General features: G+C 75.2%; 20 protein-coding genes. 8 read left to right on the top strand and 12 right to left on the bottom strand.

The window, feature by feature from the left end:
* Window positions 1-20: 20 nt before the first annotated feature.
* On the bottom strand, window positions 21-1,472 hold the full coding sequence (dacB, locus tag ACFQH9_RS14195) for a D-alanyl-D-alanine carboxypeptidase/D-alanyl-D-alanine endopeptidase (RefSeq protein WP_379566530.1): 1,452 nt from the start codon (window positions 1,470-1,472) through the stop codon (window positions 21-23).
* Window positions 1,473-1,646: 174 nt separating this feature from the next.
* On the opposite strand from dacB, the gene ACFQH9_RS14190 reads away from it, so the two are divergent.
* Window positions 1,647-2,165 (top strand): inorganic diphosphatase, encoded by a 519-nt coding sequence (locus ACFQH9_RS14190; RefSeq protein WP_379566529.1) that lies wholly within the window; start codon window positions 1,647-1,649, stop codon window positions 2,163-2,165.
* Window positions 2,166-2,190: 25 nt separating this feature from the next.
* Here the strand turns inward: ACFQH9_RS14190 and ACFQH9_RS14185 are convergent, their stop codons facing one another.
* The 4 genes from ACFQH9_RS14185 to ACFQH9_RS14170 all read right to left on the bottom strand — a co-directional run bounded on the left by ACFQH9_RS14185 (window position 2,191) and on the right by ACFQH9_RS14170 (window position 5,093).
* The gene (locus ACFQH9_RS14185) at window positions 2,191-2,655 is read right to left on the bottom strand and encodes a MarR family winged helix-turn-helix transcriptional regulator (RefSeq protein ID WP_379566528.1); all 465 of its coding nucleotides are present in this window, start codon (window positions 2,653-2,655) and stop codon (window positions 2,191-2,193) included.
* A 7-nt stretch (window positions 2,656-2,662) separates the two neighbouring features.
* Window positions 2,663-3,874, bottom strand: a complete 1,212-nt coding sequence (locus ACFQH9_RS14180; protein WP_379566527.1) for an acetyl-CoA C-acetyltransferase — start codon at window positions 3,872-3,874, stop codon at window positions 2,663-2,665.
* An 82-nt stretch (window positions 3,875-3,956) separates the two neighbouring features.
* Window positions 3,957-4,412: a MaoC family dehydratase gene (locus ACFQH9_RS14175; protein WP_379566526.1), complete on the bottom strand. Its 456-nt coding sequence runs from the start codon at window positions 4,410-4,412 to the stop codon at window positions 3,957-3,959.
* 126 nt (window positions 4,413-4,538) lie between these two features.
* Entirely contained in the window at window positions 4,539-5,093 is a 555-nt protein-coding gene (locus tag ACFQH9_RS14170; RefSeq protein ID WP_379566525.1) for a hypothetical protein, read from the bottom strand.
* Window positions 5,094-5,586: 493 nt separating this feature from the next.
* Here ACFQH9_RS14170 and ACFQH9_RS14165 point away from each other — a divergent pair, with 493 nt between their 5' ends.
* From ACFQH9_RS14165 to surE, 3 genes are read left to right on the top strand one after another with little or no spacing between them, the layout of a single operon-like run.
* Window positions 5,587-6,546, top strand: coding sequence for an ATP-binding protein (locus ACFQH9_RS14165; RefSeq protein ID WP_379566524.1), 960 nt, complete (start codon window positions 5,587-5,589; stop codon window positions 6,544-6,546).
* Window positions 6,547-6,567: 21 nt separating this feature from the next.
* Window positions 6,568-7,332 carry a SirB1 family protein gene (locus ACFQH9_RS14160; RefSeq protein ID WP_379566523.1) on the top strand — a complete coding sequence of 255 codons (765 nt, stop codon included), beginning with the start codon at window positions 6,568-6,570 and terminating at the stop codon, window positions 7,330-7,332.
* Between the two features lie 22 nt (window positions 7,333-7,354).
* Window positions 7,355-8,122, top strand: a complete 768-nt coding sequence (gene surE / locus ACFQH9_RS14155) for a 5'/3'-nucleotidase SurE (protein WP_379566522.1) — start codon at window positions 7,355-7,357, stop codon at window positions 8,120-8,122.
* 113 nt (window positions 8,123-8,235) lie between these two features.
* On the opposite strand, the gene ACFQH9_RS14150 is transcribed toward surE, so the two are convergent.
* From ACFQH9_RS14150 to ACFQH9_RS14135, 4 genes are all read right to left on the bottom strand, one after another.
* The gene (locus tag ACFQH9_RS14150; protein ID WP_379566521.1) at window positions 8,236-8,625 is read right to left on the bottom strand and encodes a hypothetical protein; all 390 of its coding nucleotides are present in this window, start codon (window positions 8,623-8,625) and stop codon (window positions 8,236-8,238) included.
* Window positions 8,626-8,702: 77 nt separating this feature from the next.
* Window positions 8,703-9,848, bottom strand: coding sequence for an acyl-CoA dehydrogenase family protein (locus ACFQH9_RS14145; protein ID WP_379566520.1), 1,146 nt, complete (start codon window positions 9,846-9,848; stop codon window positions 8,703-8,705).
* Window positions 9,838-11,844 carry an acetyl/propionyl/methylcrotonyl-CoA carboxylase subunit alpha gene (locus tag ACFQH9_RS14140; RefSeq protein WP_379566519.1) on the bottom strand — a complete coding sequence of 669 codons (2,007 nt, stop codon included), beginning with the start codon at window positions 11,842-11,844 and terminating at the stop codon, window positions 9,838-9,840. The genes ACFQH9_RS14145 and ACFQH9_RS14140 overlap by 11 nt, the downstream gene beginning before the upstream one ends.
* 5 nt (window positions 11,845-11,849) lie before the next feature.
* Window positions 11,850-13,487 (bottom strand): carboxyl transferase domain-containing protein, encoded by a 1,638-nt coding sequence (locus ACFQH9_RS14135; RefSeq protein WP_379566517.1) that lies wholly within the window; start codon window positions 13,485-13,487, stop codon window positions 11,850-11,852.
* Window positions 13,488-13,609: 122 nt separating this feature from the next.
* Here ACFQH9_RS14135 and ACFQH9_RS14130 point away from each other — a divergent pair, with 122 nt between their 5' ends.
* The gene (locus tag ACFQH9_RS14130) at window positions 13,610-14,284 is read left to right on the top strand and encodes a response regulator transcription factor (protein ID WP_379566516.1); all 675 of its coding nucleotides are present in this window, start codon (window positions 13,610-13,612) and stop codon (window positions 14,282-14,284) included.
* Between the two features lie 12 nt (window positions 14,285-14,296).
* Here ACFQH9_RS14130 and ACFQH9_RS14125 read toward each other — a convergent pair whose 3' ends face one another.
* Window positions 14,297-16,171: an ATP-binding protein gene (locus ACFQH9_RS14125; RefSeq protein ID WP_379566515.1), complete on the bottom strand. Its 1,875-nt coding sequence runs from the start codon at window positions 16,169-16,171 to the stop codon at window positions 14,297-14,299.
* Between the two features lie 99 nt (window positions 16,172-16,270).
* Here ACFQH9_RS14125 and ACFQH9_RS14120 point away from each other — a divergent pair, with 99 nt between their 5' ends.
* Window positions 16,271-16,843: an SACE_7040 family transcriptional regulator gene (locus tag ACFQH9_RS14120; RefSeq protein WP_379566514.1), complete on the top strand. Its 573-nt coding sequence runs from the start codon at window positions 16,271-16,273 to the stop codon at window positions 16,841-16,843.
* On the opposite strand, the gene ACFQH9_RS14115 is transcribed toward ACFQH9_RS14120, so the two are convergent.
* The gene (locus ACFQH9_RS14115) at window positions 16,772-18,718 is read right to left on the bottom strand and encodes a heavy metal translocating P-type ATPase (RefSeq protein ID WP_379566513.1); all 1,947 of its coding nucleotides are present in this window, start codon (window positions 18,716-18,718) and stop codon (window positions 16,772-16,774) included. The two genes, ACFQH9_RS14120 and ACFQH9_RS14115, sit on opposite strands and share 72 nt — an antisense overlap.
* Window positions 18,719-18,816: 98 nt before the next feature.
* Between ACFQH9_RS14115 and ACFQH9_RS14110 the strand changes: the two genes are divergently transcribed.
* Both ACFQH9_RS14110 and ACFQH9_RS14105 read left to right on the top strand, forming a co-directional pair.
* On the top strand, window positions 18,817-19,134 hold the full coding sequence (locus ACFQH9_RS14110) for an ArsR/SmtB family transcription factor (protein WP_379566512.1): 318 nt from the start codon (window positions 18,817-18,819) through the stop codon (window positions 19,132-19,134).
* Window positions 19,135-19,742: 608 nt separating this feature from the next.
* Window positions 19,743-20,048 carry a WhiB family transcriptional regulator gene (locus tag ACFQH9_RS14105; protein ID WP_379566511.1) on the top strand — a complete coding sequence of 102 codons (306 nt, stop codon included), beginning with the start codon at window positions 19,743-19,745 and terminating at the stop codon, window positions 20,046-20,048.
* Window positions 20,049-20,195: 147 nt separating this feature from the next.
* Here the strand turns inward: ACFQH9_RS14105 and ACFQH9_RS14100 are convergent, their stop codons facing one another.
* Window positions 20,196-21,833, bottom strand: coding sequence for a phosphoenolpyruvate--protein phosphotransferase (locus ACFQH9_RS14100; protein WP_379566509.1), 1,638 nt, complete (start codon window positions 21,831-21,833; stop codon window positions 20,196-20,198).
* Window positions 21,834-21,932 lie beyond the last annotated feature (99 nt).

Here is a 21,932-nt window from a genome sequence, read left to right as displayed (position 1 = left end):
TTCGCCACGCTACGCGGGAGTCAGCGGCACCCGCAGCGGCTCAGGGTGGCCGCGATGGTGTCCAGCCGCGGCCGCACCGTGGCCGGGGACTGCCCGTTGGACATCAACGCGAACACCAGCAGCCGGCCGTCGACGTCCGTGACCACGCCGGCCAGCGCGCTCACCCCGGTGAGGGTGCCGGTCTTGGCCCGCACCACGCCCCGGCCCGCGGACGCGGTGCCGCTGGCGAAGCGGTCGTCGAGCGTGCCGTCGCCGCCCGCGACCGGCAGCCCGGAGACGATGGGGCGCAGGAACTCGGTGCCCTCGCCCGGGCCCGTGGGTGCGGCGGCCGCGGCCAGCAGCGCCCCGAGCAGCCGGGGCGGGACGCGGTCCTCGGTGGAGAGGCCGCTGCCGTCGACCATGTGCGCGCCGGTGACGTCGAAGCCGGACTGCGCCAGCGCGGCCAGCACCTGCTCGGAGGCCCCGGCGAACGAGGGATCGCCCTTGCGGCTCAGCGCGACGTCCCGGGCGAGGCTCTCGGCGAGGACGTTGTCCGACGTGGTCATCAGGTGCTCGACCAGCGACGACACCGGCGCCGAGTAGACCTGGCCGAGCGGCTTCGCGTTCGCCGGGGCGGTGCCCTCGGTGACCGCCGACGACGGCACGCCGAGCTTCTTCGCGAAGGCCTCGCCCGCGTCGACCGCCGGCGTGGTGCTGCGCGGGCCGTCCTGCAGCGACGGGTCGAGCCGGCCGCCGTCGAGCATCAGCGGCACGATCGGGGTGACGTTGCCGGCCGGGACGTCCGCCGGGTCCCAGCCGGGCGCGAGCACCGGCCCGGTCCACGCACTCGTGTCGATCACCACGGAGGTGACCTTCTGCCCGTTCACGGCCTTCTGCACCGCGGCCACCAGGTCGTCGAGCCGGGCGGGCTCGGGGTAGGTGCCGGTGCGGCCCTCGGGCAGCGCGGTCAGCGTGGGGTCGCCCCCGCCGACGAGCACGACCTGTCCCGGTTCGGCGCCCGCGACCGCGCGGGTGACGAGCCGGTCCGTGGGGTCGAGGGTCAGCAGGGTGGCCGCGGCCGTGAGGAGCTTGCCGGTACTGCCCGGAACGAGAGGCTCCTCCGGTGATTGCTGCCACAGCGGCGCGGACGGGGCCCCGGCGGCGGGCTGCGCGGCCGGGTCGAGGACGACGCCGGCGAAGTCCCCGAGAGCGCTGGACCCGGCGAGCGGGTCGAGCACCGAGGCGAGCCCGGCGGCGCTCGGGACGGGGGCGTCCGCACGCAGCCCGGTCAGCTCGGGGACGGGGGCGGGTAGGTCCTCGTCGGACCGTGCGGCGCTGACGAGCCCCAGGTCGGACAGCACGTTCGGGGCCTGGACGGCGATCGCGCCGCCCGCGCCGGCGGCGAGCGCCAGGACGACGAGGACCACCAGGACGATGCGCCCCGGCTTGGTCGGCAACCTCAGGGTGTCGCCGATCCGGCGGCCGAGTCCCACCTGCCCACCGCTCCCTCCGCGCGCTGACACCGACGGCGTCGACACCGGTTCCGGCCCCGGCCGGTCACGACCGGCCCGACGCGGTCCCCCACACTAGAGGTAGACGCCGCGCCGGCACCGGCGCGGCCTGCACGAGCACGACCGACACGCACGACCGACCACAAGGAGCATCCCGTGGACTTCGACGTTCTCATCGAGATCCCGAAGGGCGGCCGGAACAAGTACGAGGTGGACCACAAGACCGGCCGGCTCCGCCTCGACCGGACGCTGTTCACCGCCACCCAGTACCCGGCGGACTACGGCTTCATCGAGGACACCCTCGGCGAGGACGGGGACCCGCTCGACGCGCTGGTCCTCGTGCAGGAGCCGACCTTCCCGGGCTGCCTCATCCGGTCGCGCGCGATCGGCATGTTCCGGATGAAGGACGAGAAGGGCGGCGACGACAAGGTCCTCTGCGTCCCGGCCGACGACCCGCGCCAGGAGCACCTGCGCGACATCCACCACCTGCCCGAGTTCGACCGGGCGGAGATCCAGCACTTCTTCGAGATCTACAAGACCCTCGAGCCGGGCAAGAGCGTCGAGGGCGCCTCGTGGGTCGGCCGGGCCGACGCCGAGCGCGAGATCAAGGCCTCGTGGGAGCGGGCGCGGCAGGCCGCCGAGGCCGAGGCCGAGGGCGAGTCGGCCGAGCACTGAGCGGGGACCGGGAGGGTCGCGGCCGCTACGGCCGCGACCACTGCTCCTCCATGCCGGTGGTGAAGCGGCCGAGCAGCCGGGTGAGGGTGCTCCGCTCCTCCGGTGTCCAGTCGGCCATGATCGCCGCGATCCGCTCGTTGCGGAGCCGCCGGTTCTCCGCGAACACCCGCTCGCCCTCCTCCGTCGCGGCGACGAGGAAGGCGCGCCCGTCCTCCGGGTCCGGGGTGCGCGCCACGTAGCCCAGCCGGACGAGCTGCGCGACCTGCCGGCTCACCGTGGAGGGGTCGGAGTGCACCGCCTCGGCGAGCGCGCCGGTCCGCCGCGGCCCGCCCTTCACCAGGTGCACCAGCAGCAGGTACGCCGCGCGGTCGACGGCCGCGGGGTTGGCCGCCTGGTGCTGCGCCTGGGCGCGGTCGACCAGCCGGATGAGGCGGACGAGCTGGGTGCCCAGCTCGTCCGCCTCGTCGACCTCGTGGGGGTCGAGACCCACCGGCGTCTCAGACCCGCTCGAACAGCGCGGCGAGGCCCTGCCCGCCGCCGATGCACATCGTCTCCAGGCCGAAGCGGGCGTCGCGACGGACCATCTCCCGGGCCAGCGTGGCCAGGATCCGCCCGCCGGTCGCGCCGACCGGGTGGCCCAGTGAGATGCCCGAGCCGTTGACGTTCATCCGGTCGAAGTCCGACGGGGTGAACCCCCACTCCCGGGTGCACGCGAGCACCTGGGCGGCGAACGCCTCGTTCAGCTCGATCAGGTCGACGTCCTTGAGCGCGACCTCGGCCTGGTCGAGGGCCTTGGCCACGGCCGGGACCGGGCCGATGCCCATGGTCTTGGGCTGCACGCCGCCCACGCCCCAGGAGACCAGCCTGACCAGCGGGCGCAGGCCCAGTTCGGCGGCCTTCTCGGGGCTGGTGACGATGCAGATCGCGGCGCCGTCGTTCTGCCCCGACGCGTTGCCCGCGGTCACCGTGGCCTCGGCGTCCTGCTTGCCCATGATCGGGCGCAGCTTCGCCAGCGTCTCCACGCTCGAGTCGGGCCGGATGTGCTCGTCGGCCTCGACCACGGTGTCGCCCTTGCGGCCCTTCACCGTGACCGGGACGATCTCCTCGGCGAAGCGGCCCTCGGCCTGCGCCGCCGCCGCCCGCTGGTGGGACCTGACCGCGAACTCGTCCTGCTCCTCGCGCGGGATCGAGTACTCCTTGCGCAGGTTCTCCGCGGTCTCGATCATTCCGCCGGGCACCGGGTAGTTGTCCCCACCCGCCGTGACCCGGCCGCGGGCCAGCGAGTCGTGCAGCATCACGCCCGGCCCGCCCTTGGCGCCCCACCGCATCGCCGTGGAGTAGAACGACGCGTTGGACATCGACTCCGCGCCGCCGGCCAGCACCACCTCCGACGCCCCGGTCTGCACCTGCATCGCGGCGTAGAGCACCGCCTGCAGCCCCGACCCGCAGCGCCGGTCGATCTGCAGCCCCGACGCCGTGACCGGCAACCCCGCGTCCAGCGCGGCCACGCGGCCCAGCGCGGGCGAGTCCATCGTCGGGTAGCAGTTGCCCAGCAGCACGTCGTCCACCGACTCCGGCGGCAGCCCCGTGCGCTCCATCAGCGCCGCGATCACGGTCGACGCCAACGTCTTCACCGGCACGTCGCGCAGCGACCCCCCGAAACCCCCCACCGGGGTCCGCAACGGCTCGCAGATCACCGCGTCGCGCATGATGTCCCTCCTCTCCCGGCCGCCCGGCTCAGCGCCCGGTGTTCGCTCCGCGAGCTCCGCTCGGTACGGACGCTCGCTCCGCTCAGACGTACTGGCGGGTCAGCCACTCGGCGACGACCGCCGGACGGTCCGAGCCCTCCAGCTCGACCGTGACCTTGGTGGTCAGCTGGACGGCGCCGTCCTTGGTGTCCTCGACGTCGACGAGCTCGACGACCCCGCGGACCTTGCTGTCCACGGGCACCGGGGCGGTGAACCGCACCTTGTTCAGGCCGTAGTTGATGCCCATCCGGACGCCCTCGATCGAGTACACGTCCTTCACCAGCACCGGCAGCAGCGACAGGGTGAGGAAACCGTGCGCGATGGTCTTGCCGAACGGGCCCTCCGCGGCCTTCGCCGCGTCCACGTGGATCCACTGGTGGTCGCCCGTGGCCTCGGCGAACCGGTCGATGTGCTGCTGCTCGACCGTGACCCACTCGGACTCCCCGAGCCGGGTGCCCTTGGCCTCGCGGACCTCGTCCACACCGTTGAAGACGCGCATCGAACCACCTCGTGAAGTGCGTGCAGTACCTGCCTGGTTACCGCCGCAACCCTGCCACATCGGAGAGGGCACGGAGCGCGTCCGTGGCCGACCCCACGGCCCTCCCGCGGTGGCCCCGTGCAGGTGTCAGCGCGCGAACGTGCCGCGCAGCTCGAGACGGGCCGGCGCCCCCGTACCGGGCTCCACGCCGCCGGCCGGGGCGAGGGCCGCGGCCAACCGGATCTCGACCCTCCGGCCGGGCAGCGGCCGCACGCGGAACACGCCCTGCACCCGGTGCGCCGCACCCTCCGGCGGGGGCGCCGGCTCGCCGGGCGCGGCCAGCGCGGTCCCGGCGCGCAGCAGCCCGCGGACGGCCACGACGTCGTGCCGGACCCGGCGCAGGTCGGCGCAGGCGAGCCAGCGGGGGCCGGGCGGGGCCTCGTCCGGCGGGGCCGTCCCGGTGCTCCCCGGTCCCGGGTTCCCGGGCTCGACGTCCTCCTCCCGGTGACCGGTGAACTCGACGCTCAGCTCGGGATCGGCGCCGAAGACCGGCAGCACCAGCACCCCCCACCCGACGGCGGCGGGCAGGTCCCCGGCGCCCGGGCGGCGGATCAGGGCGGAGGCGGAGGCGACGTCGAGCAGGTGCACCGCGGACGCGCCGGGGTCGGGCGAGCGCGCGGGATCGGTGAGCTCGGCCGTCATGCGGCCACCTCCTCGCCACCCGTACGGATCGCCTTCCCCGCCGGGCGACGGGCCGATCGCACTCCCGGGCGGACAACGACGGTGCGGGGCCGAGGATTTCCTCCGGAATCGACGGGAAAGGGCGTCTCCTCGCATTCCGTGACCGTTCTCCGACGGAATCGCACCCGATCGTGCGGCGCGGCCGCGCCACGGCCGCGTCCTCGCCACCTGCGCCTCCGCCGGCACGGCCGCGTCACCCACCCGACCGAGCCATGACCGCCCCGCTTTCGAGTCACGCCCGGCGCCGGTGACTTCTCCGGCGGCGGCGGCGATCTCGGGAGTGCGTGGCCGGAAACACGAGCTCGTCCATTCTCCGCGGTTCCCGCGGCCGCGCGCACGCGCCCGGTGGCTCCGTCACGCACACGCTCCGCACACGGGTGTGCTCCGTTCGGCGTGCCCGCCTGGTCCGCACTACTCTGCGCTCCGTACCGTTCGACCGGGGGTGGGGCAGGGCATGGACCAGCAGACGGTCCAGGGCGCGGCCCGGCAGCAGCCCGACGGCATGGTCCACGAGGGCGTTCCCTACCGCGAGCCGGCGCTCCTGGCGCGCGAGCTGCGCGCGCCCGTCGACCGGGCCCTCCGCGAGGGCGGCCGGGTCGTCGCCGTGCTCGACGACCCGAACCGCCACGCGCTCGAGGACCTCCTGGGATCCGCCGCCGAGGCGATCGAGTGGCGGGACCCCGCGGAGGTGCACCGGGTGCCGGCGTTCACCGTCGCGACCCGCTGGGCCCGGCTGACCCGCCGCAACCCCCGCCCCGAGGCCCGCACCACGGTGATCGCGCAGCACCTGGACCTGCCCGGCGTCGACCTGGCGCACTGGATCCGGCTCGACGCGGCCCTGAACGTGGCGCTCGACGGCCTCCCGGTGACCATGCTCTGTCCCTGCCGGGCCGACGCCGACCTCGAGCTCCTCCTCCGGGTCTCGCACCCCGCGCTGCGGGTCGACGGGCAGAGCCTGCCGACGGGCACCCTGCGCGACCCGACGGAGCTCGTCGCCGAGTACCCCCCGCCCCCGCCCGCGGACCTCGGCCCGCCGGTCGCCGAGCTGGCCGTCGCGCTCGACACGCTCCCGGCCGTCCGCCACCTGGTGGCCGAGACCGCGCCCCGGGCCGGCCTGGACCCCGAGCGCACCGCGGACCTGGTCCTCGCGGTCAACGAGATCGCCACGAACAGCGTCGAGCACGGCCCCGGGCACGGGCGACTGCGGCTGTGGACCCGGGACGGGCTGGTGGCGGAGGTGTACGACGTCGGCCGGATGGCCGTGCCCTTCCCGGGCATCGTGGCGCCCCCGGCGGCGGGTGCGCGCGGGCGCGGGCTGTGGCTCGCCTCCGAGCTCAGCGACGTGCTGCAGGTGTGGAGCGACGAGTCCGGCACGACCGTCCGGCTGCTGGCCGAGGCCGGCAGGGCGGGCTGAGCGGTGGAGCGGGACGGGCCGGTGGCCCGGTTCGTGGCCCTCGTCAGCGGGCCCGAGCCGCCACTCGACGAGGCGGCCCTGGCCCTGGCCGCCGGGGCCGACCCCGGGCTCGACCCGGCGCCCTGGCTCGCGGAGCTGGACCGGTTGGCCGAGGGCGTCGACTCCGTTCCCGCGCTCGTGCGGCGGCTCTTCGTGGAGGAGGGCTTCACCGGCAACAGCACCGACTACACCGACCCGCGCAACTCGCTGCTGCCGCAGGTGCTCACCCGCCGCACCGGCATCCCGATCACGCTCGCGGTGGTCGCGATCGAGGTGGCGCGGCGCGCCGGGATCCGGCTGGAGGGCGTCGGTATGCCGGGGCACTTCCTGGTGCGGGTGGCCGACACCGAGCAGTACCTCGACGTGTTCGACGGCGGCCGGCGGCTGGACCGCGCGGGTTGCGAGGAGCGTTTCCGGGCGGTGACGGGGTCGGCCGCCCCCTTCGGCCCGGACCTGCTGCCCCGCACCTCGACCCGCGACATCCTGGTGCGGATGCTGGAGAACCTGCGCGCGGTCTACCGCACCCGCGGCGGCCCGGCGGACCGCGAGTGGGTGCTGCGGATGCGGCTGGCGGTGCGCCCGGACGAGGACCCGCTCGTGGAGCTCGGTGAGGTCCTGGGGGCGCAGGCGCGCTGGGACGAGGGCGCGCGGCTGATCACCGCCTACCTGGCGAGCGGCACGCACCCGCCGGAGCGCACCGACCGGCTGCGCCGCACCGCGCGGTCCCTGCTCGCGCACCTGAACTAGCGGCTCAACTACCGTCGACGACGTGCGCGCCCTGATCACGAACGACGACGGCATCGCCTCCCCCGGCCTCCACGCCCTCGCCCGCGGCGCGCTGGCGGCGGGCTTCGACGTGACGATCGCCGCGCCGCACGTCGACTCGACCGGGGTGGGCGCCTCCGTCCACGCCGTGGCCGAGGACCGGCGGGTGAAGGTGCACCCGCAGGTGCTGCCCGGGCTCGAGCAGGTCCCGGCCTTCTCGGTCGAGGCGCACCCCGCGTTCATCGTGCACGCCGCCGGCGACGGCTGGTTCGACCCGCGGCCGGACCTCGTGTTGTCGGGCATCAATGTCGGCGCCAACGTCGGGCACGCGGTGATCCACTCCGGGACGGTCGGGGCGGTGCTCACCGGCGCCCTCAAGGGGTGGTCGGGGCTCGCGACGTCGCTGGACTGCGGGCTGCGGGGCCGGGACGGCGCGCACTGGGAGTCCGTCGTGGAGCTCCTGCCGGAGGTGCTCGAGGTGCTGCTCGCGCGCCCGCGCGGGACGGTGCTCTCGCTGAACGTGCCGGACCGGCCGTCGGCGGAGATCGGCCCGCTGCGGGAGGCGGAGCTGGCGGACTTCGGCGCGGTGCAGGTGCGGGTGGAGCACGAGTCGGGCGTCGACGGGGCGCCGGGCACGCTGCGGACCACCCTCTCCGAGCCCGACGAGGTCGCCCCCGAGGGCACGGACGTCGCCCTGCTCGCCCAGGGGCACCCGACCCTCAGCGAGCTGCGGTCGATCTCCTCGGTGCCCGGCCTGCTGTCCGGCCGCTGAGCACGCTCCGTCACGGCCGAGCGGCGCCCTCGCCTGGGCCGAGGCCGATCAGCTCCTGGCCCGGCCGCGCATCGTCGTCGAGCAGGCGCTCGAACCGCAGCCGGTCGGCTGACTCAGTTCTCGTCCCGCCCGGTCAGCAGCTCCTCGAGCTGGTCCGCGACCTGCACGACGAGCCGGAAGGGCCGGTCGAAGGCCGTGACCTCGCCCTCGTGCAGCGGGATGGAGTGCCGGAACACCACCACGCCCTCCTGGGCCGCCACGCCGCCGACCACCGACTCGCCCGCCTTCTGCAGCAGGGTGGGCAGGTCGAGGTCGCCGAGCTTGCCCACCGGGGACGCGATCTGCGCCCACGGGTGGTCGTCCTCGCCCGTCACGCTGCGGACGACCACCAGCTGTGTGCGCTCGTCCGTGGTCGGCAGGTTGAACCACAGCTCGGTGTCGGTCGAGCGCATCACCTCGTACCGCACCCGCACGTAGGACACCAGATCGGTCCAGCTGGCCACGTCGGCTCCTCCCCCGCTCCGCCGGGCCCGTCCGCGGGTCCGGCGCGAGGGCAACCTACCGCGTCCCGGACGGGCGCCTACAGACCCAGGTGCCGGGCGATCAACATGCGCTGGACCTCGGAGGTCCCCTCGCCGATCTCCAGGATCTTGGCGTCCCGGTAGAACCGGCCGACGGGGTACTCGTTCATGAAGCCGTAGCCGCCGAAGATCTGCGTGGCGTCCCGGGCGTTGTCCATCGCGGCGTTGGAGGACACCAGCTTCGCGATGGCAGCCTCCTTCTTGAACGGCTCGCCCCGGAGCATCTTCGCCGCGGCCGCGTAGTAGGCCAGCCGCGCCGTGTGCGCCCGCACCTCCATGTCGGCGATCTTGAACTGGATCGCCTGGTAATGGCCGATCGGGTGGCCGAAGGCCTCGCGCTCGTGGGCGTAGCGCAGCGACTCGTCGACGCAGCCCTGCGCCAGCCCGACCGACAGCGCGGCGATCGCGATGCGCCCCTCGTCCAGGATCGAGAGGAACTGGGCGTAGCCGCGGCCGCGCTCGCCGAGCAGGTTCTCCGCCGGCACCCGGACGTCGTCGAAGAACAGCTCGCGGGTGTCCGAGGCCGACCAGCCGACCTTGGAGTACTTCTCGCTCACCGTGAACCCGGGCGTCCCGGAGGGCACGACGATCGCGGAGATCTCCTTCCTGCCCTCCCGCTCGCCGGTGACGGCGGTGACGGTGACGATCTCGGTGATGTCGGTGCCGGAGTTGGTGATGAAGCACTTCGACCCGTTGATCACCCACTCGTCGCCGTCGAGCTCGGCGGTGGTGCGGGTGGCGCCGGCGTCCGACCCACCGCCGGGCTCGGTCAACCCGAACGCGCCCAGCTTCTCGCCCGCGGCGAGCTGCGGCAGCCACTTGGCCTTCTGCTCCTCCGTGCCGAAGCGGCTGATCGGCATGGCGCCCAGCGAGACGCCCGCCTCCAGGGTGATCGCGACGGAGGAGTCGACCCGGGCCAGCTCCTCGAGCGCGAGGCAGAGGGCGAAGTAGTCGCCGCCCATGCCGCCGTGCTCCTCGGCGATCGGCAGGCCGAACAGGCCCATCGCGCCCATCTTGCGCACCAGGTCGTACGGGAACTCGCCGCGCTCGTAGAACTCCCCGATGACCGGGGCGACCTCCTTCTGCGCGAAGTCCTCGACCGTCGCCCGCAGTGCCGCGTGCTCCTCGGACAGCTCAAGATCCATCGATGTCTCCTTCGACGACGAGGAGGACGGCGTCCTTCGCGACCGTCCCGCCCGGGCGGGCACGCAGCTCGCGCACCGTCCCGTCGACGGGCGCGGTGAGCACGTGCTCCATCTTCATGGCCTCGACCACGACGAGCGTCTGCCCGGCCGTGACCTGCTGGCCCTCGGTGACCTCGACGACGGTCACGGTGCCGGGCATCGGGGAGAGCACGGGACCGCCCGCCCCGGCGGCGGCCTGGTCGGCCGCGGCCTCGAGGGCCTCCTGTTCGCGCACGGCCCAGGCCAGGCCGTCGCGTCCGATCCAGTGCACCCCGGACTCGTCCCGGGCGACCGCGTACTGCCTGGTCACGCCACCCTGCGCGTGCGTGACGCCGATGCCGGCGAGCCGGGTCGAGGTGCGGAAGGGCTCGCCGCCGTCGACGGACAGCTCGGCGTCGGCGGCGCGGCCGCGGGAGCGGACCTCGACCGGGTCGTGCCCGGCCACGACCAGCCGCCGCGAGGTCCAGGCCGGCTCGCCGACGCGCCAGCCGCCGGGGATGTCGAACGGGTCGACCACCCCGCCGGTGCCGTCCCCGGCCGGTTCGAGGTCGAGCAGGGCCAGCCCGGTGGCCACCCCGACGACGTCGGCCGGCAGGTCGTGGGCGGTCAGGGCCTCCAGGCGCCGGCCCACCAGCCCGGTGTCCAGGTTCCCCGCCCGGACGTCGGGGTCGGCGAGCAGCGCGCGGAGGAACCCGATGTTGGTGCCCAGCCCGAGCAGCACGGTCTCGCCCAGCGCGGCGTCGAGCCGGCGCAGCGCCTCGGCCCGGTCGGCCCCGTAGGCGATGATCTTCGACAGCATCGGGTCGTAGTCCGAGCCGACGACCCCGCCCTCGGCGATGCCCGAGTCCACCCGCACCCCGGGCAGCCCGGTCGGCTCGCGCAGCGCCAGGATCCGCCCGCCGGTGGGCAGGAACCCCGACGCCGGGTCCTCGGCGTAGACCCGCACCTCGACCGCGTGCCCGCGCGGGACCAGCTCGGCCGGCCACGGCGCGCGCTCGCCCGCGGCCACCCGCAGCTGCGCCTCGACCAGGTCGACCCCGTAGACCTGCTCGGTCACCGGGTGCTCGACCTGCAGCCGGGTGTTCATCTCCATGAAGAACCACTCGTCCGGCCGGTCCCCGGCGACGATGAACTCCACGGTGCCCGCGCCGACGTAGCCGCAGGCGCGGGCGGCCTCGCACGCGGCCTGGCCCATCGCCTCGCGCTGCCCGGCGCTCAGCAGCGGCGACGGGGCCTCCTCGACGATCTTCTGGTGCCGGCGCTGCAGCGAGCACTCCCGCTCGCCCAGGTGCACCACGTTGCCGTGGGCGTCGGCCAGGACCTGGATCTCGATGTGCCGCGGGGTGGTGATCAGCCGCTCGACCAGCAGGGTGTCGTCGCCGAACGAGCCACGCGCCTCACGCCGGGCCGAGGCGATCGCGTCGGTGAGGTCCTCGCTGCGATGCACCTCGCGCATGCCCTTGCCGCCGCCACCGGCGGAGGGCTTGAGCAGCACCGGGAACCCGATCTGCTCGACGGCCAGGGCCAGATCGGCGTCGGACAGCCCGACCCCGTCGGAGCCCGGGACCACCGGAACCCCGGCCTTCGCCACGGTCTGCTTGGCGCGGATCTTGTCGCCCATCGCCTCGATCGCGCTCGACGGCGGGCCGACGAACACGATCCCCGCCGCCTCGCAGGCCGCGGCGAACGCGGTGTTCTCGGACAGGAAGCCGTAGCCGGGATGGATCGCCTCCGCCCCGGTGGCCTTCGCCGCCTCGATCACCGTGTCGATCGCCAGGTACGACTCCGCCGCGGCGGCGGGCCCGAGCCGCACCGCCACGTCCGCCGCGGCCACGTGCGGGGCGCCAGCGTCGGCGTCGGAGTACACGGCCACGGAGCGGATGCCGAGGCTGCGCAGGGTGCGGATCACGCGCACCGCGATCTCGCCGCGGTTGGCGACCAGAACTGTGGAGAACATGCTGCTCACATCCGGAAGACGCCGAAGGCCGGCTCGCCCAGCGGGGCGTTCGCGGCGATCGACAGCGACAGGCCCAGGACCGTGCGGGTGTCGGCGGGGTCGATCACGCCGTCGTCCCAGAGCCGGGCGGTGGAGTAGTAGGGGTGCCCCTGGGTCTCGTACTGCGCGCGGATCCGCTCCTTGAGCTCCTCCTGCGCCGCCGGGTCCCCGTTGCCCGCACCCGAGCCGACGGTCCCGAGCACCGTGGCGGCCTGCTCGCCGCCCATGACCGAGATCCGGGCGTTGGGCCACATGAACAGGAACCGCGGCGAGTAGGCCCGCCCGCACATCGCGTAGTTCCCCGCGCCGAACGACCCGCCGATGACCACGGTCAGCTTCGGCACCCGGGTCGAGGCCACCGCGGTGACCAGCTTGGCGCCGTTGCGGGCGATCCCGCCGGCCTCGTACTCGCGGCCGACCATGAACCCGGTGATGTTCTGCAGGAACACCAGCGGGATCCCGCGCTGGTCGCACAGCTCGATGAAGTGCGCGCCCTTCATCGCCGACTCCGAGAACAGGATCCCGTTGTTCGCGATGACCCCGACGGGGTGACCGTGGATGTGCGCGAAGCCCGTGACCAGCGTGGTGCCGTACTCGGCCTTGAACTCGTGGAACCGCGATCCGTCCACGACCCGCGCGATCACCTCCCGCACGTCGTAGGGGATCCGCGAGTCCGTCGGCACCGCCCCGTACAGCTCGCCCGGGTCCACCACCGGCGCCTCGGTCGGCTCCCGCTCCCACGGCGGCGCCACGCGGCCAGATCCACGCGGCCCGAGCGTGCCGACGATCGACCGGACGATCCGCAGCGCGTGCGCGTCGTCGTTCGCGAGGTGGTCGGTCACCCCGGAGACCTTGGAGTGCAGGTCCCCGCCGCCGAGCTCCTCGGCCGTGACCACCTCCCCGGTCGCCGCCTTCACCAACGGCGGCCCGCCCAGGAAGATCGTCCCCTGGTTGCGGACGATCACCGCCTCGTCGCTCATGGCCGGCACGTACGCCCCGCCCGCGGTGCACGAACCCAGCACCGCCGCGATCTGCGGGATCCCCTTCCCGGACATCTGCGCCTGGTTGTAGAAGATCCGCCCGAAGTGCTCCCGGTCCGGGAACACCTCGTCCTGCGCCGGCAGGTACGCCCCGCCCGAGTCCACCAGGTACACGCACGGCAGCCGGTTGTGCAGCGCCACCTCCTGCGCGCGCAGGTGTTTCTTCACCGTCATCGGGTAGTAGGTGCCGCCCTTGACCGTGGCGTCGTTGGCCACGATCACGCACTCCCGCCCGGCGACCCGCCCCACCCCGGTGATCATCCCCGCGGCCGGCGCGTCGCCCCCGTAGAGCCCGTGCGCCGCCAGCGGCGAGAGCTCCAGGAACGGCGACCCCGGATCCACCAGCGAGTCCACCCGGTCCCGCGGCAACAACTTGCCCCGCTCCACGTGCCGCGCCCGTGAACGCTCCGGGCCACCCAGCCGCGCCGCCGCCAGCTGCGCGTTCAGGTCCGCCACCAGTGAGCGGTGCGACTCCGCGTTCCGGGCGAACTGCTCGGACCCCGGGTCGACCCTGCTGCCCAGCACCGGAGCTGCCGCGCCGGCCCGCCTCGCCACTCCCTGCATCTGCCGTCCCTCGTCGGATCGGTTAGCGATTGTTAACAACGTTAGCGCTCGTTAACACGAAGCGCCAGTCCCCGTGTGGTCCCCTCAGGAAGGTCACAGCCACGGCCCCTACGGTGCTCCTCGTGCGCCTGCTGCTGGTGGAGGACGAGCGCCCGCTGGCCGAGATGGTCCGCCGCGGCCTGGCCCGCGAGGGCCACGCGGTCGACGTCCGGCACGACGGCCCCTCGGGCCTCGACGCCGCCGTCCAGGGTGGCTACGACGTCGTCATCCTCGACATCATGCTCCCCGGCCTGTCCGGGTACCGGATCCTGCAGCAACTCCGGGCCGCCGGCGTGTGGACCCCGGTGCTGATGCTGACCGCGAAGGACGGCGAGTACGACGAGGCGGACGCCTTCGACCTGGGCGCCGACGACTACCTCACCAAGCCCTTCTCCTTCGTCGTGCTGCTGGCCCGGCTGCGCGCGCTGCAGCGGCGCGCCGGCGACGCCCGCCCGACCGTGCTGTCCGTCGGCGACCTGCGGCTCGACCCGGCGCGGCACCGGGTGCACCGGGGCGACACCGAGATCACCCTGACCCCGCGCGAGTTCGGCGTGCTCGAGCACCTCATGCGGCACGCGGGCGAGGTCGTGACCAAGACGGACATCCTGCGCGCGGTCTGGGACGCCCACTACGAGGGCGAGGTCAACGTCGTCGAGGTGTACGTGGGCTACGTGCGGAAGAAGATCGACGCGCCGTTCGGCACCCAGACCATCGAGACGCTGCGCGGCGTCGGGTACCGGATGGTCGAGCCGGCCTGACCGGCGCCGACGTCAGCGCGCCGGCGGCCGGACGACGGGGATCGGCGCCGTCGGGTTGACGTCCGCGGGCGAGCGGGCGTCGCCGAGCCGGATCGGGACCGAGGTCGCCGGCCGGACGCGCTCGTCGGTGCGGGTCCCGCGCGGGACCGGCGACGGACGCGGGACCGGCGCGGTCTCCTGCTCGGGCGGGAGGGGCGAGGGGCGGATGTGCCCGTCATGCGTCACCGGCGCGGTCTCCTGGTCACGGGGCGGCGGGGCGAGCACGGGCAGCGGGCCGGTCGGGCGGTCGTCGCGCAGCTCGGCGTCGCCGATCTCGGCCGCCGACGGCTCGGGGGTCTCGGCGACGCCGGTCGGCGGGGGACCGGACGGGTCCGCCCCGGTCGCCCCGCCGGCCTCGGCCAGGGGCAGGCGCAGCCGGAACAGCGCCCCGCCCAGCGGCGAGTCCCGCACCTCGACACTGCCGTGGTGCGCCGCGACGATCTCCCGGACGATGGCGAGCCCGAGCCCCGCGCCGCCGTCCGACCGGGCCCGGGCCTCGTCGAGCCGCACGAACCGCTCGAAGACGCGGTCGCGGTCGGCGGGCGGGACGCCGGGGCCGTCGTCGGCGACGTCGACCACCGCGTCGGGGCCCTCGGCCCGCAGGGTGACCAGGACCCGGGAGGCGGCGTGCCGGCGCGCGTTGTCGACCAGGTTCCGCACCGCCCGGACCAGCTGCGCGCGGTCGCCGGAGACCCGCACCGGCTCGGCGCGCACCTCGGGCGCCACCCCGCCGACGTCGGAGGGGCGGCCGCGCTCGGCCTCCACGATCTCGTCGAGGTCGACGTCCTCGCGGCGGGGCTGCAGCCCGCGCTCGTCGGAGCGGGCGAGCAGGAGCAGGCCGTCGACCAGCCGGTCGAGTCGGCTCGCCTCCCCCCGCAGGGTCCGGACCGTCGACGCGTCGGCCTCGGCCACCGACCCGGCCAGCAGCTCCAGGCCGGAGGCGATCGTGGCCAGCGGGCTGCGCAGCTCGTGGCTGGCGTCGGCGACGAACCGGCGCTGGGTGGTCTGCGCGTTCTCCAGCCGGCCGAGCATCTGGTTCATCGTCTCGGCGAGGCGGCCGACCTCGTCCCGCGCCGGCGGGACGGGCACGCGGGTGCCGAGGTCCCGGTCGCTCATCCGCGCCACCCGCGCCCGCATCGCCTCCACCGGGCGCAGGGCGCGCCCCGCGAAGAAGTAGGTGAAGCCGCCGACCAGCACCACGAGCACCGGGATGCCGACCAGCACCATCGCCAGCACCGTGTCCACCGCGCGGTGCAGGAAGTCCAGCGGCTGGGCGGCGAGCACCCAGTAGGGCTGGCCGGTGGGCGGGAACTCGTAGCCCTTGACGACGACCAGCACCTCCTCGTGCTTGCCGTCGTCCAGCGTGATCCACGTGGAGTGGACGACCTCGACCTCGTCCGGCGCGGCCCGCACGTCCGTCATGAGCGGGTACTCCGGCAGCGGGTCGGAGGAGCCGATGTTCTGGACGTCCGGCGGGCGGTCGGGGTCGCGGTTGTAGTCGGTGACCACCTCGACGAGGTCGGACCGCTTCCCCGTGGCCTGGATGGCGTTGCGCTTGACGTCCTCGGTGTCGGCGAAGTTCGCCGCGACCCGGTCGCCGAGCTGGGTGGCCTGCTGGTCGGCGGCGTTGACCAGCTGCATCCGCAGCAGCGCGTTCAGCCCGAGGACCAGGATCGCCCCGGCCACCAGCAGTACGACCCCGACGGTGAGCGCGGCGGCCAGCGCGGTCGTGGTGCGGACCCCGAGGCGGGCGCGGAGCCGGTCCCGCAGGCCCCGGACCAGGCCCGACGGCCGCTCCGGGGCAGCACCGGACCCCGCGGCGGGGTCCGGGTCCGGGTCGCGGGCCATGGGACCAGGGTAGGTGCCGCGTCCTGTGCCGCGGCTGAGACGCGGCGGTCCGCCGGCGGCGGTTAGCGGACGTTAACCCGAAGGCGCTACGCTGGCCCGATGGCGGCGCCGCGGGTCGACAACGCACCCTCCCGGCGCGAGCAGATCCTCCGCACCGCCGCCGTCCTCTTCGCCCGGCACGGGTTCCACGGCGTGAGCATCGCCGAGCTGGGCGCCGCCGTCGGGATCAGCGGGCCGGCGCTCTACCGGCACTTCCCGGGCAAGGAGGCGCTGCTCGCCGAGCTGCTCGTGGACATCAGCGAGCGGCTCCTCGCGGGCGGCCGGGAGCGGGCGACGGGCGAGCCGCACGAGGTGCTGGCCGCGCTGGTGGACTTCCAGCTGGACTTCGCGCTGCACGAGCCGGAGCTGATCGTGGTGCAGGACCGCGACCTCGACAACCTGCCCGAGGCGGACCGGCGGCGGGTCCGCCGGCTGCAGCGCACCTACGTCGAGATCTGGGTCGACACGCTGCGCCGCCTGCACCCCGGGCTCGACCCCGACGCCGCGCGCGTCGCCGCGCACGGCACCTTCGGCCTGCTCAACTCCACCCCGCACAGCGGCTCACGCGCGGCTCCCGACGAGGTCGCCGGGCTGCTCCGCCGCATGGCGCTCACCGCGCTCACCGCGCTCTGACCCGACCGGCCAGCCCGGCCACAGCAGCAGCCGCAGCCCGTTCAGGCAGACCAGGACCGTGGACAGCTCGTGCCCGGCCACGCCCAGGGCCAGCGGCAGCGTGCCGACCAGGTCCCAGGTCACCAGCCCGACGATCACCAGCGCGGCGAACGCCAGATTGGCCCGGGCGATCCGGCGGGCCCTCCGCGCGAGGCCGGCCAGCGGGGCGAGCGCGCCGAGCGGGTCGCGCAGCAGCACGCCGTCCGCCGCCTCGACCGACAGCGTCCCGGCCCCCTCCCCGACGGCCAGCCCGACGTGCGCGGTCGCGAGCAGCGGGGCGTCGTTCAGGCCGTCGCCGGCGGCGAGGTCGCGGCCGCCGTCGCGGTCGAGCTCCTCGACGGCGGCGGCCTTGGCGGCGGGCAGCAGCCCGGCGCGGACCTTGCCGATCCCGATCCGGTCGCCGACCCGGCGGGCCGGCCCCTCGGCGTCGCCGGTCAGCAGGAGGGGCGGGGCGACGGCGGCGCCCACCGCCGCGACGGCCTGCGCGGCGCCGGGACGGACCTCGTCGGCGAGCACCAGGAGCCCGACGGGACGGTCGCCCTCCCGCACGACGACGGCGGTGTGGCCCTCGCGCTCCGCCTCGGCCACGATCCCGCTCCCGCGGGGGTCCAGGTCGGCGCCGGGCCGCCCGACCGTGACCGTGGGCCCGGACCGGCCGGGCGCGGCGAGGCGCACCGCCCGGACCCCTTCGCCCGGCAGCGCCGCGAAGTCCCGCATCTCGGGCAGGCGCAGCCCGCGGCGGCGGGCCTCGGCGACCACCGCCCGGCCCAGGACGTGCTCCGACCCCTCCTCGACCGCGGCGTCGAGGGCGCGCAGAGCGTCGGCCGGGCGGCCGTCGAGGGGCTCGACGGCGCGGACCTCGGGCCGTCCGCGGGTGACCGTGCCGGTCTTGTCCAGGGCGACCGCGTCGACCTCGGCCAGCGCCTCGACCACGCCGGCGTCCTTGAGCAGCACGCCGCGCCGGCCCGCGACGGCGACCGCGGCGAGCAGCGGCGGCATCGTCGCGAGCACCACGGCGCAGGGCGAGGCGACGATCATGAACGTCATCGCGCGGAGCAGGGTCTCCCGGAAGTCCGCGCCCGCGAGCAGCGGCACGACGAGGAGCGCGAGCGCGGCGACCACCACGACCACCGAGTAGCGCTGCTCCACCCGCTCCACGAACAGCTGCCGCCGCGACCTGGTCTCCGCGGCGCGCTCGACCTGCGCGGCGATCCCGGCCACCACCGTGTCCGCCGGGTCGCGGTCGACCCGCACGCGGACCGTCCCCGTACCGTTCAGCGTGCCCGCGAAGACCTCGTCGCCCGGGCCGCGGCGGACCGGGAGCGGTTCGCCGGTGAGGGTGGAGGCGTCGACCTCGGTCGCACCCTCGCGGACCGTGCCGTCGGCCGGGATCTTCTCCCCGGGCCGCACGACGACCTCGTCCCCGACCACCAGGTCCGCGGCCCGGACCTGCTCCTCCCGGCCGTCGGCGAGGCGCCGGGCGGTCTCCGGGGCGAGGTCGAGCAGTCCGGTGATGCTCGCGCGGGTGCGGGCGGTCATCACCGCCTCGAGCGCGCCCGAGCTCGCGAAGATCACGATCAGCAGCGCCCCGTCGAGGTGCTGGCCGATCGCCGCGGCACCGAGCGCGGCCACGATCATCAGCAGGTCGACGTCGAGCGTCCGCCCGCGCAGCGCCTGGAGGCCGGACCGCGCCGGCTCCCACCCACCCGTCACGTAGCAGGCGAGGTAGAGCAGGGCGACGAGCGGCCACGGAGCGCCGAGCAGGTCGGCGGGCACGGCCGCGGCGAAGGACAGCAGGGCCAGGGCGGCGCTCCGCACCTCGGGCAGGGACAGCATGCGTGAGAACGTACCTGCGTAGACACGAAGATGCGCAGTCAGCTGGTGAGTGAGCCGGACACCTGCACGGCCGCTCAGATGTTCGCTAGACTCCCGGCGTGCACGAGGGCATCCCGGACTTCGCGATGCCGTCCGAGCAGGAGGTCCGCCGGGCGGCCGACTCGCTGCGCCTGCTCGCCGACCCCACCCGGATCAAGATCCTCTGGGCGCTCCTGCAGGGCGAGACCTCGGTGGCCTGCCTCGCGGAGCTGGTCGGCGCGGCGCCCACGGCGGTGAGCCAGCACCTGGCCAAGCTGCGGCTGGCCGGGCTGGTCGAGGGGCGGCGCGAGGGCACGTTCGTCTACTACACCGCGGAGAGCGCCCACGTCCGCGCGCTGCTCACCGAGGCGCTGGGCCAGGCGGCGGTCAGCGGCTGAGCGCTCGCCGGCGTTCGAGCGCGCCGAACGCGCCGCCCACGTCGGGATCGAGCACGGGGTGCGGGCGATGCGGCCGCCCCCGCGTCGTCGTGACGCACGGTCCCGACGGATCTCGCGACCGTGATCACCATTCGGGACCCGGGGCGGCCGCTCACGGCCCGGATCGGTCCGGAACAGCGATCAGGGCCGGGGCGAGGGACGCGGCCCTCGGGCCGTCGCCGACTGATCACCGCTCGTGGACCCGAACGGTCGATTTCCGACCGCGCCGGTCCACGCGTAGTGATCACGAACGAGCGAGCCGGCGTCAACGCGGCGCCGGATGCTGCGACCCAACGACGCACGAACCCGGGGTAAGCCGCGGGGACCCCTAGGGGGCGTCTGGCGACGGGTTGGGGACTTTCCCGGATCCCCGCGGCGGCGCCGGGCGGCAGGGTGGACCCCGTGCTGCTGCGCCCCTCGCCACCGGTTGCGGTGGACGGTGGGGCCGTCCGGGAGGCGCCGTTCGACGGGTGCGCGCCCGGTCCCACCGCCGGGGGGAGGGCGACGGGCGCGGCGGACACTCCGGCCGGGGGGCCGGAGCGCCGGCGATCGTGGGGGGGTGCATGGGGGTGAGGACGATCGCGGGCGCGCTCGCGGGACCGGCTGCCGGGGGGACGGCAGCCGGGCCCGCGGAACTCCTCCCCACCGAACTCCCCTGCCACGGCGCGGACGCCGGGCTGTGGTTCGCCGACGACCCCACTGATCTCGACCGCGCCAAGGTCGCCTGCGCCGGCTGCCCGATGCGCGCCGAGTGCCTGGCCGGGGCGCTGCGCCGGCGCGAGCCGTGGGGCGTGTGGGGTGGCGAGATCTTCCGGGACGGCGAGGTCGTGCCGGTCAAGCGCGGCCCCGGCCGCCCGCGCAAGCACCCGCGCTGACCCGGTCGTCGCGGCGGCCGGCGCGGTCCCGCTGTGGCAGCGCGAACCGAGCCCGGCCCGGCGCCGCGGCGTTCTCTGCCGGACACCGTTCCGACCGCCCCCCGGCTCACCGGGGGTCGTGCGTGCGCAGTGCCCCTCCAGCGGCAGTCACGGAGTGGCCACGGCCCGGCGAGCGCCGACGGGGTCCGGGGCGGCGCAGGCGGCGTCGGCCTTGGCGCGGCACTGCTCCAGGGTGAGGCCGGCGAGCGAGGCGCCGACAGCGGCCAGCGCGCCGGAGCCCATCGACAGCGTCGCGACGCCCAGGCCCACCAGCACCGGGGCGAGGGCCGGGTCGGCCGCGGCCTCGCCGCACACCCCGACCGGCACGCCGGTCTCCGCGGAGGCCTCGCCGAGCATCCGGATCAGCCGGAGCAGCGCGGGCTGCCACGGGTCGTTGAGCGCGGCGACCGGCCCGGACTGGCGGTCCGCGGCGAAGAGGTACTGGGCCAGGTCGTTGGTGCCCACGGACACGAAGTCCACCTCGGCCATGATCTCCCGCGCGACCAGCACGGCCGCCGGGATCTCGATCATCACGCCCGCGCTGGTGATCCCGTGCGCCCGGCAGCGCTGCACGAAGAACCGCGCCTCCTCGGCGGTGGCGACCATCGGCGCCATCACCTTCAGCTCGGCGCCGGTCTCCTTCGCCGCCGCGGCGAGCCCGGCGAGCTGACGCTCCAGCACGTCGGCCCCGATCCCGGGCACGCGCGCGATCCGCAGGCCCCGCACGCCCAGCGCCGGGTTGGGCTCGCCGTCGAGGGTCAGGAACGGCAACGGCTTGTCGGCGCCGGCGTCGAGCGTCCGGGCCGTGACCGGCTTGCCCGCGAAGGCGCCCAGCACGCCGTCGTACACCTCGCGCTGGCGCTTCTCCGAGGGCTCCTCGGTCGCGGACAGGAAGGCGAGCTCGGTCCGGAACAGGCCCACGCCCTGCGCCCGGCGCTCGGCCGCGGCCGCGGCGCCCTCGGCGTCGCCGACGTTGGCCAGCAGCGGGACGAGGTGCCCGTCGGCGGTCCGGCCGGTGCCGTCCCACTCCACCGCCTCGACCGCGTCGACGATCACGGCCGCCTCCTCGGCCGAGTCGACCTCCTCGACGGAGCCGGTGGTCCCGTCGACCACGGCGAAGCCGCCCTCGACCAGCTCCCGCGCCCCCGCACACCCGACGACGGCCGGGATGCCGAGCGAGCGGGCGAGGATCGCCGTGTGGCTGGTCGGCCCGCCCTGCTCGGTGACCAGGGCGAGCGCGATGCCCGGGCGCAGGCCGGCGGTGTCGGCGGGCGCCAGGTCGGCGGCCACGAGGACCGCGGGCTCGGCGAGATCGGCCACGCCGGGCGCGGGCAGGCCCTGCAGCTCGGCGACGATCCGGTCGCGGACGTCGCGGACGTCCGTCGCGCGCTCGCCCATGTAGCCGCCCATCGCGGCGAGCATGTCGGCGAAGGTGTTCGCGGCCTCCCACACCGCCCGCGGCGCCGGCCGGCCCGCGCGGACCAGGTTCTCGGCGTTCTCGAGCAGGGCCGGGTCGCCGACCATCGTGATCGTCGCCTCGAGGACGTCCTTCGCGTCGCCCGTCGCGGCGTCGGCGCGCGCCTGCAGGCGGGCGGACACGAGCTCCATCGCGGGTCCGATCCTGCCCGCTTCGGTGTCCGGGTCGGTGGGAACGGGCCCGACCGGGGGCTCGCCGGGGGCGTCGGCGACGCGCACGACGCGTCCTCCCGCACGCCCGGGACTGGCAGGGATGCCGTTCAGCTGCATTGCGAACTCCCTCGCTCCGTTCGGATGACTTCGTCGTGACCCGTTGACGAACACCAGTAAAACCCACATACTCGGAAACAAGCAAGCCGATTCGGGCAC

It is taken from the genome of Pseudonocardia lutea (assembly GCF_042658055.1).
Lineage (GTDB): Bacteria > Actinomycetota > Actinomycetes > Mycobacteriales > Pseudonocardiaceae > Pseudonocardia > Pseudonocardia lutea.
Note: the sequence above shows the minus strand (reverse complement) of the source record. Positions and strands in the feature narration are given on the sequence as shown.

Excerpts from the sequence above, each read along its gene's own strand:
- ACFQH9_RS14180 (WP_379566527.1), bottom strand. The coding sequence starts at position 3,874 with ATGCGCGACGCGGTGATCTGCGAGCCGTTGCGGACCCCGGTGGGGGGT.
- ACFQH9_RS14175 (WP_379566526.1), bottom strand. The coding sequence starts at position 4,412 with ATGCGCGTCTTCAACGGTGTGGACGAGGTCCGCGAGGCCAAGGGCACC.
- ACFQH9_RS14170 (WP_379566525.1), bottom strand. The coding sequence starts at position 5,093 with ATGACGGCCGAGCTCACCGATCCCGCGCGCTCGCCCGACCCCGGCGCG.
- ACFQH9_RS14165 (WP_379566524.1), top strand. The coding sequence starts at position 5,587 with ATGGACCAGCAGACGGTCCAGGGCGCGGCCCGGCAGCAGCCCGACGGC.
- ACFQH9_RS14145 (WP_379566520.1), bottom strand. The coding sequence starts at position 9,848 with ATGGATCTTGAGCTGTCCGAGGAGCACGCGGCACTGCGGGCGACGGTC.
- ACFQH9_RS14140 (WP_379566519.1), bottom strand. The coding sequence starts at position 11,844 with ATGTTCTCCACAGTTCTGGTCGCCAACCGCGGCGAGATCGCGGTGCGC.
- ACFQH9_RS14135 (WP_379566517.1), bottom strand. The coding sequence starts at position 13,487 with ATGCAGGGAGTGGCGAGGCGGGCCGGCGCGGCAGCTCCGGTGCTGGGC.
- ACFQH9_RS14125 (WP_379566515.1), bottom strand. The coding sequence starts at position 16,171 with ATGGCCCGCGACCCGGACCCGGACCCCGCCGCGGGGTCCGGTGCTGCC.
- ACFQH9_RS14120 (WP_379566514.1), top strand. The coding sequence starts at position 16,271 with ATGGCGGCGCCGCGGGTCGACAACGCACCCTCCCGGCGCGAGCAGATC.
- ACFQH9_RS14115 (WP_379566513.1), bottom strand. The coding sequence starts at position 18,718 with ATGCTGTCCCTGCCCGAGGTGCGGAGCGCCGCCCTGGCCCTGCTGTCC.
- ACFQH9_RS14100 (WP_379566509.1), bottom strand. The coding sequence starts at position 21,833 with ATGCAGCTGAACGGCATCCCTGCCAGTCCCGGGCGTGCGGGAGGACGC.